We start from the raw sequence: 18,177 nt of genomic DNA, 5'->3' as shown, positions 1-18,177 counted from the left end.
AGACGCTCCGGCGTCATTCTGCCCGGCCACGCGACCCCGGCCCGCCAGGGCGGGCCGGGGTCGCTTAGTCGAAATCCTCCGGGGTCAGTATGCCGAGCACGCGGGGCGCATCCCCGCCCGGCTCGAACACCGCGATCTCGCCTTCGTCGATGCGCACCCGCGCCGCGCGCTGGAGGTTGATGTTGTGCCCCACGATCACCACGTTGCTGTCGCCATCCTCCGGCGGCGTCACGAGATAGTCCCGCAGGGCCGTCACCAGCGCCTGCTGTCGCTGACGGTCGCGCACCGGCGGCACGTTGAACAGGTCGTCCCGAACCTCCCAGGAGCCCTCGCCGAAGGCGATCCGGGCGCTGTCGATATTGCGGCAGAACGCCGAGCTCAAAATGCGCTCGACCGGGATCGCGTGACGTTCGAAGCCGGCGCCGACCCGGCGCGCCTGCTCGCGTCCGCGGTCGTCCAGATTGCGCTGCAGTTCGCAGCGGCTCATGTCGGTCAGGTCCTGATCGCGGCGGCTGTGATCGGTCGCGGCGTGGCGCCAGTAGATCACCAGCCCGCCCGCCTGCATGCGCTCGATCAGGGCATCGGGCTCGAGCGCATCGGCACTCGCCAACGTGGGCAGGAACAGCATGGTCAGCAACAGCCACAGGCCGGAACGAAACATCGGCATCTCCTCGCAAGAACACGCATTCAGTAGGCCTGCAGACCACGCGGCGGGGGCACCGGTTCGGTGCATCCGCCGACGGCACTCAACGCGACACTGCGTTGACGCCCCCCGACCCCAGCCCTAGTATGCCGTCACTGCCTTGCCCGGAAACCCGCGCCCCCATGACCTACTGTGTCGCCATCGACCTGGACGACGGCCTCGTCTTCGCCTCCGACTCCCGCACCAATGCGGGCGTGGACCAGGTGAGCACCTACAGCAAGATGCACACCTTCGAGATCGAGGGGCAGCGGGTATTCGTGGTCCTCGCGGCCGGCAACCTGGCCACCACGCAGTCGGTGGTGCAGCAGCTCAAGCGCGACATGGAGGAAGGCGCCGAGGAAAGCCTGGCGACGGTGGAGCGCATGTCGGATGCCGCCGAATACCTCGGCCGGCTCAACCGCGAAGAGGCGGAGAAGCATTCCGAGGCCCTGTCCCGCTCCGGTATCAAGGCCGAGGCCACCCTGATCATCGGCGGCCAGATCGGCGACGATGCCCCGGCGATCTTCATGGTCTACCCGCAGGGCAATTACATCACCACCTCGCAGCAGACGCGCTTTTTGCAGATCGGCGAGAGCAAGTACGGCAAGCCGATCCTGGACCGCATCATCGAACCGGCCACCCCGCTGGGGGATGCCGCGCGCTGCGCGCTGGTCTCCATCGACTCGACCATTCGTTCGAACCTGACTGTGGGGCCCCCGATCGAGGTGATGGTCTACGAGCGCGGCACCCTGACCTTCGACCATTACCTGTGCCTGGAGACCGACGACGCCTACCTGCGCTCGCTCACCCAGGCCTGGGACACCAACATCAAGAAGGCCTTCACCGACCTGCCGCGCTTCGACTGGGAGTCCGCCCACGCGCGCAAGCAGCGCGGGACCCGCGTCAGCCGCGGCTCCGGCAAGGCCGCAACGCCCGCTTCGAGCAAAGCGAAAAAGTCCCGCCGCTGAACGGATCGCAGCTTCACCCGCGATCCATCGACTACCTCCCTATGCCGCCTGCGTCTGGGTTTGCGCCGGCGCGATCCGGAACCAGGTCTCCACGTTCGCACCGTGGATGTCCCCGATATCCCGCTGCAGCACATCCATGAAGGCATGCAGGCCGTCTTCCGCGATCAGCTCTTCCACATGCGCACTGGAGGCGTGGCGGCGCGCCTGGATCACCAGGCGCAGCGGCAGTTCGTTGCGCGGCAGCTTCTCCAGCGCATCCTGCACCTGAGTCAGGGCGTGGGTCACCGAACGCGGGAAGGCGGTGTCCTGCAGCAGGAACCGCACCACGTCCACACCGTTGATCCGCCGCTTCACATGCTGGCGGTACATCTGAAAGCCACTCCCCGAACGCAGGATGCTGGTCCATAGCAGCCCCTCGTAGGGCTCGGGATCCTCGCCGTCCTTTTTCAGGAGTTTGAGGGCGCCCACGTCGACATGCCGGGTGGACATGTCGGCGCGCTCCAGATTGCGCCCCAGGCGGATGAAGTCATAGGCCGCATCATGACTCATGGTGCCGGCCAGCAGCCCTGTCAGGGTCTGGCAGCGCTGAACCACCTCGGAGAGAAACTCGAACCGGCCGCGCTTGCCGATGCCCTGATCGATATGGTCACGGGCGAACAGGTACAGCTCGTTCATCACCTCCCAGGCCTCGGAGGGAACCAGGTCGCGGGTGGTACGCACATTCTCGCGCGCCGCCCGCAGGGAGTTGAGCACCGAACTCGGGTTGTCGGCATCCGCCAGCAGGAATTTCACGCAATTGCGTTCATCGTCCCGCTGATAGTGGTTATCGAACAGGTCCTCGTTGCCGGTGACCTCGACCAGGCCCTTCCACGACACCTGCACCGATTTCGGCATGTCCAGCGCCAGCAGATTGAAGGCCGTGACCATGCGTGCCGTATTCTCGGCGCGCTCGACATAGCGTGCCATCCAGTAAACGCGTTCGGCGACTCTCGAGAGCATCTCAGTTCTCCTCGTCCACGATCCAGGTGTCCTTGCTGCCCCCGCCCTGCGAGGAGTTCACCACCAGCGAGCCCTTGCGCATGGCCACGCGCGTCAGCCCGCCGGCGGTCACGTCGGTGCGCACCCCCTGGAGGATGAACGGGCGCAGGTCCAGATGGCGCGGCTCGATCTCGTCGCCGCACAGGGTCGGGGCGACGGAAAGATCCAGCGTCGGCTGGGCGATATAGTTGCGCGGGTCCTTCTTGATCAGCTGGGCAAACTCGGCCCGCTGCTTCTTGGTCGCGTGCGGGCCCACCAGCATGCCGTAGCCGCCGGACTCGTTGGCCGGCTTCACCACCAGTTCGTCGAGGTGATCCAGCACATAGGTGCGATCCTTCTCGTTGACGCAGAGATAGGTCGGCACGTTGGGGATGATCGGTTCCTGGTCCAGGTAGTAGCGGATGATGTCCGGCACATAGGCATACATCACCTTGTCGTCGGCCACGCCGGCACCGGGGGCGTTGGCCAGGCCCACGTTACCCTTGCGCCAGGCGCGCATCAGTCCGGGCACGCCCAGCATCGAATCGGGGTTGAACACCTCCGGGTCGAGGAATTCGTCGTCGATGCGGCGGTAGATCACGTCCACGCGCTCAAGACCGTCGATGGTGCGCATGTAGACGCAGTCGTCGTCCCCGACGACCAGGTCCGCGCCCTCCACGAGCTCGGCGCCCATGCGCTGGGCCAGGAAGGAGTGCTCGAAGTACGCGGAATTGTAGATGCCGGGCGTCAGCACCGCGATCTCGGGATAGTCCTGCGGGCGCGGCGAGATCGACGCCAGCATATCGAACAGCTGAGTCGGGTATTCATCCACCGGCAGGATGCTGGAGCTCTCGAACATCTCCGGGAACACGCGCTTGGTGACCTGACGGTTCTCCAGCATGTAGGAGACCCCGGAGGGTACGCGCAGGTTGTCCTCCAGCACGTAGAACTGCCCCGATCCGTCGCGCACCAGGTCGGTACCGCAGATATGCGCCCAGACGCCCTGCGGCGGCTTGATGCCGATGCACTGCTCGCGGAAATTCTTCGACTGGTTCAGAACGTAGCGCGGGATCACCTTGTCCTGAAAAATGCGCTGCTCGTTGTAGATGTCATCGATAAAGAGATTCAGCGCGTTCAGGCGCTGCTCCAGGCCGGCGGACACCTGGTCCCACTCCTTGCGCGCGATCACCCGGGGGATGATGTCGAACGGCCAGGCGCGGTCGATATTCTCGCCCTCGGTATACACGGTAAAGCTGATCCCCATCTCGAGGATCGCGCTGTCCGCGGCCTGCTTGCGGCTGTGGATCTCGCCCTCGTCCAGCGAGGCCAGGTATTCCGCCAGCGCCTTGCCCGGCCCGCGCGGCTTGCCGGGCTTATTGATCAGTTCGTCATAGAATGGGGCGGGGTCATAGCGCTTCCAGTCGATGGCCATTCGTCGGATCCTCTGACGCGGTGGGCGGGTTCCTCTACAGTAACGCCTTTTCCGACCACTGGCGCGACGGCCAGGGCCACTCAGACGTCTCTCTGAGGCTTTCGTCCGCTACAGCCCGACCGAGGTTCCCATGCCCGACGCACTCGAACACCGCCTGATCGCGCTCTTCCAGCACCCGAAGATCCAGGGCTGCAACTGGCAGCCGCGGCTGTTCTGGCACGCCGCCGCGGACGGGTCACCGTTTGGGCGCCTGCGGGTGGACGGGGGCGAACTGGAGGTCTTCCTGGCCACGATCGTCGGCGAGGCTTCCACCGAGCAGGCGCGCCTGGACCGCGAACAGGACGGGAGAGGCCGGTTCATCGCGGCCAATGCGCGCCGCCACGAGCTGCCGCTCTTCACACGCCTCTGACACACCCCGGAATCATCACGCACCCCGTCATCGCGAGGAGCGTAGCGACGTGGCGATCTCCCGGGGCGGCCCCTGCGGGGCATTCCAAGGCAGTGCTTGTAGCGGAGCCCGGCGAGCGGCGCCGCTCAGGCAGGCTTGCGAAATTCGACCTGTTTCCAGTAGCCGAACAGGCTGGCCGGGGCGACCATGCAGGGTTCCTGCCCGGTGACGCGGACAAAGTCCTCGAACTCCATATCGGGGCGAAATCCGACGGCCTTGGACAGCGGGCGCAGGCAGCGCTCGAAGCCGCGCAACAGCCATTGCTGCGAGGCGAAGTGATTCACCACCAGCAGGCGACCGCCGGGGCGACAGACCCGCCACATCTCGGCGAACAGGGCGTCGGGGTTCGGCACCACCGTGGCCACGTACATCGCCACCACCGCATCGAAGCTGTTGTCGGCAAAGCCGAGTTGCTCCGCGTCCATTTCGCAAAGCCCGGATACGGCCGGGAGCCCCCCGTTCAGGCGGCCCCGTGCGACCTCCAGCATCTCCCGGGAGACATCGATCCCGACGACCTCGCAGTCGTCCGGGTAGTCCGGCAGCGAGATGCCCGTACCCACCCCGACCTCGAGGATGCGCTTGCCGGAGAGCGGCGCCAGGGTTTCCTGCGCACTTGCGCGCCCGGTCGCGAACACCCGCCCGAACGTCGCGTCGTAATGACGGGCGTAGCGCCGGTAGCTCTTGCGAATGCTGACGAGATCCATGCCGAAGCGTCCCGAATCTGAATGGCCGGGCACCGCAACCCGGTGCCCGTGAACGAAACGAGCCCGATCAGGACTCGGGTTCGACTGCCTTCATGCTCAGACGAATGCGCCCCTGCTTGTCCACCTCGAGTACGCGAACCGTCACGGAATCCCCCTCGGCGAGGAAATCGCCCACGTTCTCGACTCGCTCGTCGGAGATCTGCGAGATGTGCACCAGGCCGTCGCGCCCCGGCAGGATGGAGACGAACGCACCGAAATCCATGATCTTGGCGACCTTGCCGGTGTACTGCCGGCCCACCTCGATATCCGCGGTCAGCTCCTCGATGCGGCGCTTGGCCTCGAGACCCGCCGCCTGGTCGGTGGAGGCAACCTTGACCGTCCCGTCGTCCTGGATGTCGATGCTCGCGCCGGTCTCCTCGGTCAGGGCCCGGATGGTGGCCCCGCCCTTGCCGATCACATCGCGGATCTTGTCCGGGTTGATCTTCATGGTGATGAAGCGCGGCGCGTGGGAGGACATCTCGTCGCGATGACGCGGCAGCACCTCGTTCATGCAGCCGAGGATGTGCATGCGGCCCTCGCGCGCCTGCGCCAGCGCCTGCTCCATGATCTCGCGGGTAATGCCGTCGATCTTGATATCCATCTGCAGGGCGGTGACGCCGTCCGACGTCCCGGCGACCTTGAAGTCCATGTCGCCCAGGTGGTCCTCGTCTCCGAGGATGTCGGACAGCACCGCAAAGCGGTCCCCTTCCTTGATGAGGCCCATCGCGATCCCCGCGACCGGCGCCTTCAGCGGCACCCCGGCATCCATCAACGCGAGCGACGTACCGCACACCGAGGCCATGGAGCTGGAGCCGTTGGATTCGGTGATCTCGGAGACCACGCGGACCACGTACGGGAAGTCCTCGTCGTTCGGCATGGCCGCTGCGACGCCGCGCTTGGCCAGACGCCCGTGCCCGATCTCGCGGCGCTTGGGCGAGCCCACGAATCCGGTCTCGCCGGTGCAGTAGGGCGGGAAGTTGTAGTGCAGCATGAAGCGGTCGCGGCGCTCGCCCTCGATCGCGTCGATCACCTGGGCGTCACGGTCGGTCCCCAGCGTCGCGACTACCATGGCCTGGGTCTCGCCGCGCGTGAACACCGCGGAGCCGTGGGCACGTGGCAGCACGCCGGTGTCGATGCGGATCGGGCGGACCGTCTTGTTGTCGCGGCCGTCGATGCGCGGATTGCCGTCGAGGATGCGATCGCGCACCAGACGGTACTCGAGATCGTGGAAGGCGGTCTTGATGGCATCCGCCGACGGGCCGGCCTCGGCGTCGCTCGCCAGGGCCTCGACGGCCTGGGTACGCAGCTCGCCGATGCGCTGGGTACGCGCCTGTTTCTCGGCAATCTGGTAGGCCTCGACCAGGGCATCGCCCACTACGGCCTTCACCTGATCCTCCAGCGAATCGCTGGTGGCCGGGGCCTCCCACTCCCAGGCCGGCTTGCCGGCCTCGGCCGCCAGCTCGCGGATCGCCTGGATCGCGGCCTGCATCTGCTCGTGGCCGAACATGACTGCCCCCAGCATCGCCTCTTCGGAGAGTTGGTTGGCCTCGGATTCGACCATCAGCACGGCATTCTCGGTGCCGGCCACGACCAGATCGAGGTCGGACTCCTCCAGCGCGCTGTAGGTCGGGTTCAGCAGGTACTCGCCGGCGCGGTAGCCAACCCGCGCGGCCCCGATCGGACCCGCGAACGGGACCCCGGACAGCGCCAGCGCCGCGGACGTGCCGAGCATCGCGGGGATGTCGGGATCCACCTCGGGGTTGATCGACATCACCGTCGCGACCACCTGGGTCTCGTTCTTGAAGCCTTCCGGGAACAGCGGGCGGATCGGGCGATCGATCAGGCGCGAGGTCAGGGTCTCCTTCTCGCTCGGACGCCCTTCGCGCTTGAAGAACCCGCCGGGGATCTTGCCCGCGGCGTAGGTGCGTTCCTGGTAGTTCACGGTCAGGGGAAAGAAGTCGCGTCCCGCATCGGCCTCCTTGCGGGCGACCACGGTGACCAGGACCACGGTCTCGGCCATGTTGACGAGGACGGCGCCACTGGCCTGGCGAGCGATGTCACCGGTTTCGAAGGTGACCGTATGGTTTCCGTACTGGAACGACTTCTTGTATGCCACGTTATTTCCCGTTTCCCGTGTTCATCCAACGTTGATGCCTGAATTCTGGCCTTCGCGGGCCATTGCGCGGCCCCGAAAGCGAACAGGCCCGCACCAGTGGCGCGGGCCTGTCGTGCCGGCCTTAGCGGCGCAGCCCAAGCTCCTGAACCAGGGCCTGATAGCGGTCCTGGTCGTGGCGCTTGAGGTAGGTCAGCAGCTTGCGACGCTGGCTGACCATCTTCAGCAGGCCGCGGCGCGAGTGATGATCCTGCTTGTGCTTGTCGAAGTGCCCCATCAGATGCTGGATGCGGGCCGTCAGCAGCGCGACCTGGACCTCCGGCGAACCGGTGTCGTTGGCATCGCGCTTGTGCTTCTCGACGATGGCCGATTTTTCTTCGGTAGTGAGCGACATGAAAACCTGACTCCTGAGATTACTTGACCGTTAATCGACCAGTGGCGCTGGCGATAGGCGCGCAATGGTACCACGGCCCACGCCGGCATGAACAGAATACAACCACCCGCTTGCCGGGCCGCCGTCAGGCCGCGGGAACGAACAGCCGCCGCGCCCGCACCTGCCCCGCGTCGTCGCGCACCCCCACCGCCAGGAAGGCCCCTGCGGCATCGAACACCCGGACCAGGGCCCAGCCGGTTTCGGATTCGCGCGGGGCATCGGACGCGCCCGGGGCCTCGGCGATCACCGCCGTCGCCGCCGCGGGATTGCCATGGCGCATGGCGGCACTGGCGGCCGCATCCAGGGTGACCGCCGGCCAGTGCGCGAGCGCCGCCTCGGCGGGTTGCAGCAGGGCTTCGATGGCCGCGGCCCCGCCGGCCTCGAACGCGGCCTCGACCGTCTCCAGCGACACCATGGACTCGGCATCGAAATGGCCATGCCCGACCCGGTGCAGGGTATCCACCGCCGCACCGCACCCCAGCGCATGCCCGATATCGGCGACCAGCGACCGGATGTACGTGCCCTTGGAGCAGTGCACCTCCAGGCGCAGCCGGTCCGGGGCGGTCTGCTCGATACGCAGGGAATGTATACGGACCGGGCGCGGCGGCCGCTCGACCTCCACCCCGCGCCGCGCCAGCTCGTACAGCCGCTGGCCCTGGTGCTTGAGCGCCGAGACCATCGGCGGGACCTGGGCCTGATCGCCGCTGAAACGCTGCTCCAGCTCGCGCAGGGTGGTCGAATCAATCGCCGGCACCCGGGACTCGCGGATCACCTCGCCATCGAGGTCGGCGCTGTCGGTCTCCACTCCCAGCTGTGCCTCGGCGATGTAGCGCTTGTCCGCATCCAGCAGCCAGCCGGAGACCTTGGTCGCCTGACCGAAGCACAACGGCAGAAGGCCGGTCGCCCGCGGGTCCAGTGCCCCGGTGTGACCGGCCTTCTTCGCCTGCAGCAGATACTTGACGCGACCCAGCGCCTGGTTGGAACTGCGCCCCCGAGGCTTGTCCAGCAACAGGATGCCGTCGACCTCGCGCCGCTTGCCCGCCATGGATGGATCGCCCGACCGGAAACGCCGGGGCTCAGGCCCCGCGTTCCGGCCCTTCGCCCGGGTCACGGGCGTCCTCGGCATCCCCCTGTGAGGACTCGCCGCTACCGTCCCCGGCATCGGGATCGTCCGCGTGGTGCGCACGATCCTCGGCCAGTGCCTGGTCGATCAGCGACGACAGGTGCGCCCCGCGCTCCGGGGTGTCGTCGTAGGTGAAGCGCAGTTGCGGCACCGAGCGCAGGCGCATGCGCTGCCCCAGAGCCCGGCGCAGGAACCCGGCGGCATTGTTCAGCCCCTGCTGCGCCTCCGCGCCCTTCTCGGCTCCGCCCAGCTGGGTGAAATACACCCGGGCATGAGCCAGGTCGCGGGATACCTCGACCCCCGCCAGGGTGATCATGCCAACGCGCGGATCCTTGACCTCCATGCGGATGAGCTCGGCCAGCTCGCGCTGAATCTGCTCGCCGACCCGGTCCGAGCGATGAAAGTCGCGGTTTCCGGGCATCAGAGGGTCCGTGCCACCTCGACGCGCTGGAAGACCTCGATCTGGTCGCCCGCCTTCACGTCGTTGTAGTTCTTCACCGCGATCCCGCACTCGGTGCCGGCCTTGACCTCGTTCACGTCGTCCTTGAAGCGACGCAGGCTTTCCAGCTCGCCCTCGTAGACCACCACGTTATCGCGCAGCACGCGGATCGGGTTGCCACGCTTGACCGAGCCCTCGACCACGAGACAGCCAGCGACCTGGCCGAAGCCGGAGGCCTTGAACACATCGCGGACCTCGGCCAGACCGATCACCTCTTCGCGGATCTCGGCCGACAGCAGGCCGGACAGCGCCTGCTTCACGTCGTCGATCGCCTCGTAGATCACCGAGTAGTAGCGCACGTCGATGTCGTTCTCCGCGGCCAGGCGCTTGGCGCCCGCATCGGCACGCACGTTGAACGCAATCACGATCGCCTCGGAGGCCATCGCCAGGTTCAGGTCGGACTCGGAGATCCCGCCAACCCCGGCGGAGACCACCTTCACGCGCACCTCGTCGGTGGACAGCTTGACCAGCGATTCGCGCAGCGCCTCGGCCGAGCCCTGCACATCCGCCTTGATCAGGATGTTCACGGTGGCGATCTCGCCTTCCTGCATCTGGTTGAAGATGTTCTCCAGCTTGGCCGCCTGCTGCGCGGCCAGCTTGCGCTCGCGCTGCTTGGTGTCGCGATGTTCAGCCACCTCACGGGCAGTCTTGTCGTCCGCGACCACCAGGACCTCGTCACCCGCCTCCGGCACACCGGACAGGCCGAGGACCTCCACGGGCATGGACGGACCGACTTCCTTCACCGCCGTGCCGGTATCGTCGAACATCGCCCGCACACGGCCGTACTCCTTGCCCGAGAGCAGGATGTCGCCGTGCTTGAGCTTGCCGGACTGGACCAGGATGGTGGCCACCGGGCCGCGGCCCTTCTCCAGGCGCGATTCGATGACCACGCCACGCGCCGGGCCCTCGTCCGGGGCCTTCAGTTCCATCACCTCGGCCTGCAGGCCCAGGGCCTCCAGCAGTTCGTCGATCCCCTGTCCGGTATGGGCAGAGACTTGAATGAACTGCGTATCGCCGCCCCAGGCCTCCGGGATCACCTCGTGCTGGGCCAGCTCGTTCATGACCCGCTCCGGTTCGGCCTCCGGCTTGTCGACCTTGTTGACCGCGACCACAACGGGCACACCCGCCGCCTTCGCATGCTGGATAGCCTCTATGGTCTGCGGCATCACGCCGTCATCCGCCGCCACCACCAGGATCACGATATCCGTGGACTGCGCGCCCCGGGCCCGCATCGCGGTAAACGCGGCATGGCCGGGCGTATCCAGGAAGGTCACGCCGTCGTGGTTGTTCTTCACATGGTAGGCGCCGATGTGCTGGGTAATACCACCGGCTTCGCCGGAGGCGACCTTCTCCTTGCGGATGTAGTCCAGCAGCGAGGTCTTGCCGTGGTCCACGTGACCCATCACGGTGACCACCGGCGGGCGCGGCTTGGCCTCGGCGGTCTGCTCCAGACCGGTATCGATCTCGTCCTCGACCGAGGTCTCCTTGGCCGCGATGGGGTTGTGCCCCATCTCCTCGACCACCAGCATCGCGGTGTCCTGGTCAATGGACTGGTTGATGGTGGCCATCACACCCATGCCCATCAGCGCCTTGATCAGCTGCGGCGCCTTGATCGCCATCGCCTGCGCCAGGTCCGCCACGGTAATGGTCTCCGGCACCTCGACATCCCGCACCACCGGCGCGGTCGGCTTGGCAAAGCCATGCTTGCTGGTCACCGCCTGGGCGGCCGCGGACTGGGCCTTGCGGCTCTCGCCCTTCTTGCGGCGCCCGCGACGATCGCCGGCCACATGCAACTCCTTGCGATCGTCCTTGCGCCCACCCTTGCGGGCACCCTTGCTGGACTTCGCATCGCCTTCCGGCGCCGCGGGCGCGGCCGCCCTGGCCGCCGCCTCGCGTTCCAGACGGGCCTGTTCTTCCTTCTCGCGCTTGGCCTCCTGGGCCTCCAGTTCCTTCTGCCGGCGCTTCTGGCGTTCCTCGCGTTCAGCCGCCTCTTGCTTGCGCGCCTCGGACGCCTTGCGCTGGGCCTCGCGCTCGGCCTCGACCTGCAGGGCCAGCTGCTCGGTGCGGCTCAGCGGACGTTTCGGCTTGGCCGGCTCCGGCTCCGGTTCCGGCGCGGCCTCCTCGGCGGGCGCCTCCTCTACGGGTTCGGGCTCCGGCTCGGCGGGCGCATCGGGCTCCTCGACCGGGAGCTCCTCGGCCGCCGGGGTCTCCTCGACCGGCGACTCGGCGACCGGCTCCTCCACCGGGGCCGCGGCGCGGGTCTCTTCGGGGGCCTCCGGCGCCGGGGCCTGTTCCTCGACCGCCGGGGCCTCTTCTACCGGCGCCTCGGGCTGCGCCTCGGCGGGCTTGCGCTTCAGCGTGCGCTTCTTGCGCACCTCGACGTTGACCGTCTTGGAGCGGCCCTGACCGGAGCTGACCTTGAGGGTCTGCGCCTGGGTGCGGCGTTTCAGGGTCACGCGCCCCGACTCGCCGCCTTCGCCGTGCGACTGGCGGAGGTGATCGAGCAGCTTGCGCTTTTCGGCATCGGTGATCGCCGCCTCGGGACCATCGACCTCGACGCCCGCCTCCTTGAGCTGAACCATGAGGCGGTCAACCGGTGTCCCCACCGATTCCGCGAATTGCTGCACTGTCATTTGCGCCATGGCGCCTACCTCCATTCCAGATTCTTTTCAGGCCTGCCGACAGCCCGGATACGGGTTCGCGATAACGGCGACCGGGGCTTAATCCCCGGTCTCGAACCACGGGGCGCGCGCGGTCATGATCAGCGCCGACGCCTCTTCCGTATCCAGACCGGTCATCTCGACCACATCGTCGGATGCCTGCTCCGCCAGGTCCTCCATGGTGCACACGCCATGTGACGCCAGCTTGTTCGCCAGCGCCGCGGTCATGCCCTCCATGTTCAGGAGATCCTCGGCGGGCTGATAGCCCTCACGGCCTTCCTCGGCCGCAATGGCCTTGGTCAGAAGCGCATCGCTCGCGCGGTTGCGCAGCTCCTCGACCATGTCCTCGTCGAATTCCTCGATCGCGAGCAGCTCGGCCTCGTCTACGTAGGCCACCTCGTCCAGGGTGGTAAAGCCTTCCTGGACCAGAATGCCGGCGACTTCCTCGTCGACATCCAGGGCCTCCATGAAGAAGGTGACCAGCTGTTGTGCCTCGGCCTCGCTCTTCTCGGCCGCCTGTTCCTCGGTCATCACGTTCAGCTCCCAGCCGGTAAGCTGGGAGGCCAGGCGGATGTTCTGTCCGCCGCGACCGATCGCGAGCGACAGCTTGTCCTCCTCGACCGCGATGTCCATCGACTGCTTGTCCTCGTCGACCACGATCGACAGGACCTCGGCCGGCGACATCGCATTGATCACGAACTGGGCCGGGTTCTCGTCCCAGACGATGATGTCGATGCGCTCGCCCGCCAGTTCATTGGAGACCGACTGCACACGCGAGCCGCGCATGCCGACACAGGCCCCGACCGGATCCAGGCGCGGATCGTTCGAGCGCACCGCGATCTTCGCGCGCATACCCGGATCGCGCGCCGCGCCCATGATGTCGATGATGTTCTGCCCGACCTCCGGCACCTCGAGCTTGAACAGCTCGATCAGGAACTCCGGCGCGGTACGGCTGAGGATCAGCTGCGGGCCGCGCGCCTCGGGACGGATCTCCTTGAGGAAGCCGCGCAGCCGGTCATTGGTGCGCACCGTCTCGCGCGGGATCATGTGCTCGCGCGGGATCAGCGCCTCGGCGTTGCTGCCAAGATCCACGTAGGTCCCGTTGCGATCGGTGCGCTTGACGATACCCATGACCAGCGTGCCTACGCGATCCTGGTACTCCTCGACCACCTTGGCGCGTTCGGCCTCGCGCACCTTCTGCACGATGACCTGCTTGGCGGTCTGGGCGGCGATACGCCCGAAGTCGACGGCCTCGACCGGCTCCTCGATCACGTCGCCAACCTGCGCATCGGGGTTCTTCTGCTGGGCATAGGACAGCAGGATCTGGTACTCCGGGGACTCGAACTCCGGGTCCTCGTCGTCCACCACGGTCCAGCGGCGAAAGGCCTCGTAGTCGCCCTCCTCGCGGTCGATGCTTACACGCACGTCCATCTTGCCGCCGTGGTACTTGCGGGTCGCCATCGCCAGGGCCGATTCCAGGGCGTCGAAGATGATGTCCTTCTCCACTCCCTTCTCGTTCGCCACGGCATCGGCGACCAGCAGGATCTCCTTGTTCATGTCTTGCCTCTCCGCACTCGGCAGTCACCTGCCGATTCAACAAAAGCGTAGCAGCGTCCCACGCAGCAGCCGCGTTACAGCTGCTCCAGGACGCGCGCGTTGTGGATCGCGGCCAGCGGCAGCTCGTAGGCCATGCCGTCCACTTCCACCTCGATCATGGGTTCGTCCACCGACAGCAGCACGCCACGGAAATTGCGGCGATCGTGCTCCGGCCATGACAGGCGCACCTTCACCGGGTGTCCGATGTAGCGCCGGAACTGCTCGGGGGTGAACAGGGGGCGTTCAACGCCCGGGCTGGAAACTTCCAGGGTGTAGTTGCCCTTCAGGACCTGCTCGACTTCCAGTACCGCGCCCACCTGCTCGCTGACCCGCGCGCAGTCATCCACGGTGACGCCGTTCTCGCCGTCGATAAAGATCCGCACGACGGGCGGCTTGGAACCGGCGTGATACTCCAGCCCCCAAAGCTGCATTCCCTCCCCCTCGACCACCGGGGTGAGCAGCGTGTTCAGTTGTTCAGCCTTCTGCGACAAGGGCGTCTCGATCGACTCCGTCCCGATGGCGGGACCCGGAAACAAAAAAAGGGCGCCGAACGCCCCTCGTACACCTCTAACGATGGCTGCAGCGAAACGTCCGCTGCGAGGCGCGCGGGAGCGCGGCCTTAAGGACCCAACCCGGCCGCGAGCAGTTGCGGCCGGACCATCGATCCTTAACAAAAAGGCCCCATACGGGGCCTCTCTGACAATTGGTAGCGGGGGCAGGATTTGAACCTGCGACCTTCGGGTTATGAGCCCGACGAGCTGCCAGACTGCTCCACCCCGCATCCGAGACGCAGAACTATACCAAAGCGCCGCCCTGGCCCGCAAGGGAAACACTGATTAATGTACACGTTCGCGCTCGAGTCGCTTTTGCGTGCGAACAAGGCGCGGTGACTGCCGTGCAGTCATTCTGCACAAGGGAGCCGCAACGCCGTTCCCGCGCAAAAGCGGCCGAGCCCCTGCTTTCAATGGCTTGCGGGGGTTGGCACCCCAGGTTCCCCGATCCCGCGTTGCGCCGCTTGCGGGTAGAACCACTACCCGCTGCGCACCGCGTCTTGTCTCGGAAAACCTGGGGTGCCAACGCGAACGTGTACATTAATCAGTGTTTCCCAAGGGCTGGCGGCGATTATTTACCGGGTGCGGCGCTCGCCGGTACGCAGATGCGGGCGCAGGTCGTAGCGCCAGATGTACCCCGGCAGCGCGAACATCGCGAACAGCGACAGGGTGATGACATAGAACTCCCAACCCTGCGAATGGATGCCGCCGGTTGCCTGGAACTCCAGCCCCTTGCCGATCAGCCCGGCGAGGATATAGAGCCCGAACCACTCGAAGATCCGGGTCCAGGGCCCCTTGGTCCCATTTTTCGGCAGCACCATCAACGCGATGCGTTCACTCAGCCACGGCAGGTTCGCGCTGATGAACGCGACTACCACAAACCCCCAGACGAGGGCCTCGAACGGAATCCACTGTGTCACGACTTACCCAATGATTGCGTAGTGGGTGAGAGACAGCAGAAGCCCCGGGAAAATTCCCAGCAGCAGTACCGCCAGCCCGTTGATGCTGAGCGCGGTGGCCAGCGCGCCGGACGGCTGCACCGGCTCCTCGGCGCCCTCCTGCGGGTCATCGAAGAACATCATCTTGACCACGCGGAGGTAGTAGAAGGCGCCAATGATGGAGAAGATCACCGCGACGATCGCCAGCCACACCAGGTCCGCGCCCACGGCCGCCTGGATCACCGCCAGCTTGGCGTAGAACCCGACGGTCGGCGGCACGCCGGCCATCGAGAACAGCAGCAGCAGCATGATGAAGGCGAACCACGGGTTACGCTTGGCCAGGCCCTTGAAGTCGTCGATCTGGTCGGCTTCATACCCCTTGCGCGACAGGAACACGATCATGCCGAAGCCACCGGCCGCGGTGATCGCGTAGACCATCACGTAGAACATCGCCGAGGCGTAGCCGCTGTCGGTCCCCGCCAGGATGCCCATGAACAGGAAACCGATATGGGCAATGGTCGAGTAGGCGAGCATGCGCTTGATGCTGGTCTGCGCGATCGCGATCACGTTGCCCACCGCCAGCGACAGCACGGCCAGGATGATCAGCATCCCCTGCCAGTCCGCGTGCATCGGGCCCATGCCCTCCACCAGCAGGCGCATCAGGAAGGCGAACGCGGCGATCTTCGGCGCGGTGGCAATGAACAGCGTCACCGCCGTCGGGGCGCCGTCGTAGACATCCGGCACCCACATATGGAACGGCACCGCCCCCAGCTTGAAGGCGACGGCCACCACCAGGAACACCAGGCCGAACACCAGCGGGATGTTCAGGCTGTCGTCCGCGGCCACCAGCTCGGCGGCGATCACGGCGATGTCCAGCGAGCCGGTCATGCCATAGATCATCGACATGCCGTACAGCAGCAGGCCGGAGGCCAGCGCGCCCAGCACGAAGTACTTCATCGCAGCCTCGGTCGCCCGGCTGTTGTCGCGCCAGAAGGCGACCAGCGCGTAGGACGACAGCGACAGCAGTTCCAGACCCAGGTACAGGGTCAGCAGGTTGTGCCCGGAGATCATGATCATCATGCCGAGCACCGCAAACAGGCCCAGCACGTAGAACTCGCCCTTGTGGATACCGCGCTCCATCAGGTACGGACGGGCATACAGGAACACCAGGAAGCTGGTCACGTACACCGCGATCTTCAGGATGTCGGCCATCGGGTCCTTCACGAAGGTATCCGAGAAGGTCAGGACCGTTTCCGGCCCCATCAGCCACAGCGTCAGGCCGGCCGCCGCGACCAGCGTCGCCTGCACCAGGCCGTAGGTGACATCGCGCCGCGAATCCGGCAGGAACGCGTCGATCACCAGGATCAGGCACGCCATCCCGAGCACGAACATCTCGGGCACGGCGGGGAGGAAATTGGGGATCTCGAAATTCATGTCAGGCGTCCCTTCAGAGCTTCGACTGCGCGATATGCGCCACGAGGTGGTCGATGGTCGCGTTCATCACATCCAGCAGCGGCGCCGGCCACACACCCAGCAGCAGGGTGAAGAAGGCCAGCACGCCCATCAGGAAGAACTCGCGGCGGTTCATGTCGGACAGGCCGGCCACGTTGTCATTGGCCACCGCGCCGAAGATCACGCGCTTGACCAGCCACAGGGTGTAGCCCGCGGCCAGGATCAGCGTGGTCGCGGCGAGGAAGGCGATCCAGAAGTCCGCCTTGAACGCGGCCAGGATGACCATGAACTCGCCGACGAAGCCGGAGGTGCCCGGCAACCCGGTGTTGGCCATCGCGAACAGCACGAAGAACGCGGCGAACCACGGCATGGTGTTCACCACGCCACCGTAGTCGGCGATCTGCCGGCTGTGCAGGCGGTCGTACAGCACGCCAACCGCGAGGAACATCGCCGCCGAGATGAAGCCGTGCGAGATCATCTGCACCATGCCGCCGGCAATACCAAGCGAGGCCCCTTCCCAGTCACCGGTGTTGGAGTAGATGTAGAAGGCGAGGAAGAAGCCCAGGGTCACAAAACCCATGTGCGCGATCGACGAATAGGCGATCAGCTTCTTCATGTCGCTCTGGATCAGGGCGACCACCCCGATGTAGACGATCGCGATCAGCGACAGCACGATCATCAGCGTATCCAGCACCGCGCTGGCATCCGGGGTAATCGGCAGCGAGAAGCGCAGGAAGCCGTAGCCCCCGATCTTCAGCATGATCGCGGCCAGGATCACCGAGCCGCCGGTGGGCGCCTCCACGTGCGCATCCGGCAGCCAGGTATGTACCGGGAACATCGGGATCTTCACCGCGAACGCCATGAAGAAGGCGAGGAAGATCAGGATCTGCGCGGTCATGCCGATTTGCAGGGCATGGAAGTCCTGGATCAGGAAGCTGCCGGACTGGATGTACATCCAGATCAGCGCGACCAGCATGAACACCGAGCCGAGGAAGGTGTAGAGGAAGAACTTCAGCGTCGCATAGACGCGCCGCGGCCCGCCCCAGATCCCGATCACCAGGAACATCGGGATCAGCATCGCCTCGAAGAACACGTAGAACAGCACCGCGTCCATCGCCGCAAACATGCCGATCATCAGGCCTTCCATCACCAGCATCGCGGCCATGTAGTAGGCGATGCGGTCCTTCACCGATTCCCAGGCCGCCACCACGACCACCACGGTGATCAGCGTGGTCAGCAGGATCAGCGGCATGGAGATCCCGTCCACACCCAGGTGGTAGTTCACATTGAACGCGGGAATCCACGAGGCCAGCTCCTGGAACTGCATCTCGGCGGTGCCACGCTCGAACGCGAACCACAGCGGCAGACTGGCCACAAAGGTCGCCACGGCCACCGCGAGCCCGAGCCGCCGCGCGACATGGGGCGCGTCGCGCCCGGCGGCAAGCACCAGGAAGCCGCCGAGAATCGGCAGCCAGATCAACAGACTCAAGATAGGCCAGTCAGCAAACATGGTCGTTCCTTG

At 66.1% G+C, this 18,177-nt stretch carries 16 protein-coding genes and 1 tRNA gene; 2 read left to right on the top strand and 15 right to left on the bottom strand.

Annotation, left to right across the window (positions count from 1 at the left end):
- Positions 1 to 64: 64 nt before the first annotated feature.
- Positions 65 to 661 carry a histidine phosphatase family protein gene (locus tag C996_RS0112740; protein ID WP_018867813.1) on the bottom strand — a complete coding sequence of 199 codons (597 nt, stop codon included), beginning with the start codon at positions 659 to 661 and terminating at the stop codon, positions 65 to 67.
- A gap of 164 nt (positions 662 to 825) precedes the next feature.
- Between C996_RS0112740 and C996_RS0112735 the strand changes: the two genes are divergently transcribed.
- Positions 826 to 1,650, top strand: a complete 825-nt coding sequence (locus C996_RS0112735) for a proteasome-type protease (protein WP_018867812.1) — start codon at positions 826 to 828, stop codon at positions 1,648 to 1,650.
- A gap of 39 nt (positions 1,651 to 1,689) precedes the next feature.
- Here C996_RS0112735 and C996_RS0112730 read toward each other — a convergent pair whose 3' ends face one another.
- Complete coding sequence (locus C996_RS0112730) at positions 1,690 to 2,649, bottom strand: alpha-E domain-containing protein (protein WP_028485126.1); 960 nt, start codon at positions 2,647 to 2,649, stop codon at positions 1,690 to 1,692.
- 1 nt (position 2,650) lies between these two features.
- Positions 2,651 to 4,099: a circularly permuted type 2 ATP-grasp protein gene (locus tag C996_RS0112725; RefSeq protein WP_018867810.1), complete on the bottom strand. Its 1,449-nt coding sequence runs from the start codon at positions 4,097 to 4,099 to the stop codon at positions 2,651 to 2,653.
- A gap of 130 nt (positions 4,100 to 4,229) precedes the next feature.
- Between C996_RS0112725 and C996_RS0112720 the strand changes: the two genes are divergently transcribed.
- Positions 4,230 to 4,508, top strand: a complete 279-nt coding sequence (locus C996_RS0112720) for a hypothetical protein (RefSeq protein ID WP_018867809.1) — start codon at positions 4,230 to 4,232, stop codon at positions 4,506 to 4,508.
- A 125-nt stretch (positions 4,509 to 4,633) separates the two neighbouring features.
- Here the strand turns inward: C996_RS0112720 and C996_RS0112715 are convergent, their stop codons facing one another.
- From C996_RS0112715 to C996_RS0112660, 12 genes are all read right to left on the bottom strand, one after another.
- Positions 4,634 to 5,251, bottom strand: coding sequence for a class I SAM-dependent methyltransferase (locus C996_RS0112715; RefSeq protein WP_018867808.1), 618 nt, complete (start codon positions 5,249 to 5,251; stop codon positions 4,634 to 4,636).
- 67 nt (positions 5,252 to 5,318) lie between these two features.
- A complete protein-coding gene (pnp, locus tag C996_RS0112710) occupies positions 5,319 to 7,406 on the bottom strand; it encodes a polyribonucleotide nucleotidyltransferase (RefSeq protein ID WP_018867807.1) in 2,088 nt (695 codons plus the stop codon).
- A gap of 121 nt (positions 7,407 to 7,527) precedes the next feature.
- Positions 7,528 to 7,797 carry a 30S ribosomal protein S15 gene (gene rpsO / locus C996_RS0112705; RefSeq protein WP_018867806.1) on the bottom strand — a complete coding sequence of 90 codons (270 nt, stop codon included), beginning with the start codon at positions 7,795 to 7,797 and terminating at the stop codon, positions 7,528 to 7,530.
- A gap of 124 nt (positions 7,798 to 7,921) precedes the next feature.
- Positions 7,922 to 8,881, bottom strand: coding sequence for a tRNA pseudouridine(55) synthase TruB (gene truB / locus C996_RS0112700; protein WP_018867805.1), 960 nt, complete (start codon positions 8,879 to 8,881; stop codon positions 7,922 to 7,924).
- A gap of 31 nt (positions 8,882 to 8,912) precedes the next feature.
- Complete coding sequence (rbfA, locus tag C996_RS0112695; protein WP_018867804.1) at positions 8,913 to 9,380, bottom strand: 30S ribosome-binding factor RbfA; 468 nt, start codon at positions 9,378 to 9,380, stop codon at positions 8,913 to 8,915.
- On the bottom strand, positions 9,380 to 12,115 hold the full coding sequence (gene infB, locus C996_RS0112690) for a translation initiation factor IF-2 (protein ID WP_019592989.1): 2,736 nt from the start codon (positions 12,113 to 12,115) through the stop codon (positions 9,380 to 9,382). Before infB ends, rbfA begins: the two co-directional genes overlap by 1 nt.
- 63 nt (positions 12,116 to 12,178) lie before the next feature.
- Positions 12,179 to 13,675: a transcription termination factor NusA gene (gene nusA, locus C996_RS0112685; protein WP_018867802.1), complete on the bottom strand. Its 1,497-nt coding sequence runs from the start codon at positions 13,673 to 13,675 to the stop codon at positions 12,179 to 12,181.
- A 74-nt stretch (positions 13,676 to 13,749) separates the two neighbouring features.
- Complete coding sequence (gene rimP / locus C996_RS0112680; protein WP_018867801.1) at positions 13,750 to 14,205, bottom strand: ribosome maturation factor RimP; 456 nt, start codon at positions 14,203 to 14,205, stop codon at positions 13,750 to 13,752.
- Between the two features lie 213 nt (positions 14,206 to 14,418).
- A tRNA-Met gene (locus C996_RS0112675) sits at positions 14,419 to 14,495 on the bottom strand.
- A 345-nt stretch (positions 14,496 to 14,840) separates the two neighbouring features.
- A complete protein-coding gene (locus C996_RS0112670) occupies positions 14,841 to 15,185 on the bottom strand; it encodes a DUF2818 family protein (RefSeq protein ID WP_018867800.1) in 345 nt (114 codons plus the stop codon).
- A 3-nt stretch (positions 15,186 to 15,188) separates the two neighbouring features.
- Positions 15,189 to 16,637 (bottom strand): NADH-quinone oxidoreductase subunit NuoN, encoded by a 1,449-nt coding sequence (nuoN, locus tag C996_RS0112665; RefSeq protein ID WP_018867799.1) that lies wholly within the window; start codon positions 16,635 to 16,637, stop codon positions 15,189 to 15,191.
- 13 nt (positions 16,638 to 16,650) lie between these two features.
- Positions 16,651 to 18,165, bottom strand: coding sequence for an NADH-quinone oxidoreductase subunit M (locus C996_RS0112660; protein ID WP_018867798.1), 1,515 nt, complete (start codon positions 18,163 to 18,165; stop codon positions 16,651 to 16,653).
- Positions 18,166 to 18,177 lie beyond the last annotated feature (12 nt).

Source organism: Thioalkalivibrio sp. ALE25 (assembly GCF_000377285.1).
Lineage (GTDB): Bacteria > Pseudomonadota > Gammaproteobacteria > Ectothiorhodospirales > Ectothiorhodospiraceae > Thioalkalivibrio.
The sequence above is the reverse complement of the archived record's forward strand: the minus strand, read 5'-3'. Positions and strand labels throughout refer to the sequence as shown.

Bases quoted from the DNA above. Each gene is read 5' to 3' on its own strand.
- C996_RS0112715 (WP_018867808.1), bottom strand. From the start codon at position 5,251: ATGGATCTCGTCAGCATTCGCAAGAGCTACCGGCGCTACGCCCGTCAT.
- infB (WP_019592989.1), bottom strand. From the start codon at position 12,115: ATGGAGGTAGGCGCCATGGCGCAAATGACAGTGCAGCAATTCGCGGAA.
- truB (WP_018867805.1), bottom strand. From the start codon at position 8,881: ATGGCGGGCAAGCGGCGCGAGGTCGACGGCATCCTGTTGCTGGACAAG.
- C996_RS0112740 (WP_018867813.1), bottom strand. From the start codon at position 661: ATGTTTCGTTCCGGCCTGTGGCTGTTGCTGACCATGCTGTTCCTGCCC.
- C996_RS0112720 (WP_018867809.1), top strand. From the start codon at position 4,230: ATGCCCGACGCACTCGAACACCGCCTGATCGCGCTCTTCCAGCACCCG.
- C996_RS0112725 (WP_018867810.1), bottom strand. From the start codon at position 4,099: ATGGCCATCGACTGGAAGCGCTATGACCCCGCCCCATTCTATGACGAA.
- nuoN (WP_018867799.1), bottom strand. From the start codon at position 16,637: ATGAATTTCGAGATCCCCAATTTCCTCCCCGCCGTGCCCGAGATGTTC.
- rpsO (WP_018867806.1), bottom strand. From the start codon at position 7,797: ATGTCGCTCACTACCGAAGAAAAATCGGCCATCGTCGAGAAGCACAAG.
- C996_RS0112660 (WP_018867798.1), bottom strand. From the start codon at position 18,165: ATGTTTGCTGACTGGCCTATCTTGAGTCTGTTGATCTGGCTGCCGATT.
- C996_RS0112735 (WP_018867812.1), top strand. From the start codon at position 826: ATGACCTACTGTGTCGCCATCGACCTGGACGACGGCCTCGTCTTCGCC.
- rbfA (WP_018867804.1), bottom strand. From the start codon at position 9,380: ATGCCCGGAAACCGCGACTTTCATCGCTCGGACCGGGTCGGCGAGCAG.
- C996_RS0112730 (WP_028485126.1), bottom strand. From the start codon at position 2,649: ATGCTCTCGAGAGTCGCCGAACGCGTTTACTGGATGGCACGCTATGTC.
- nusA (WP_018867802.1), bottom strand. From the start codon at position 13,675: ATGAACAAGGAGATCCTGCTGGTCGCCGATGCCGTGGCGAACGAGAAG.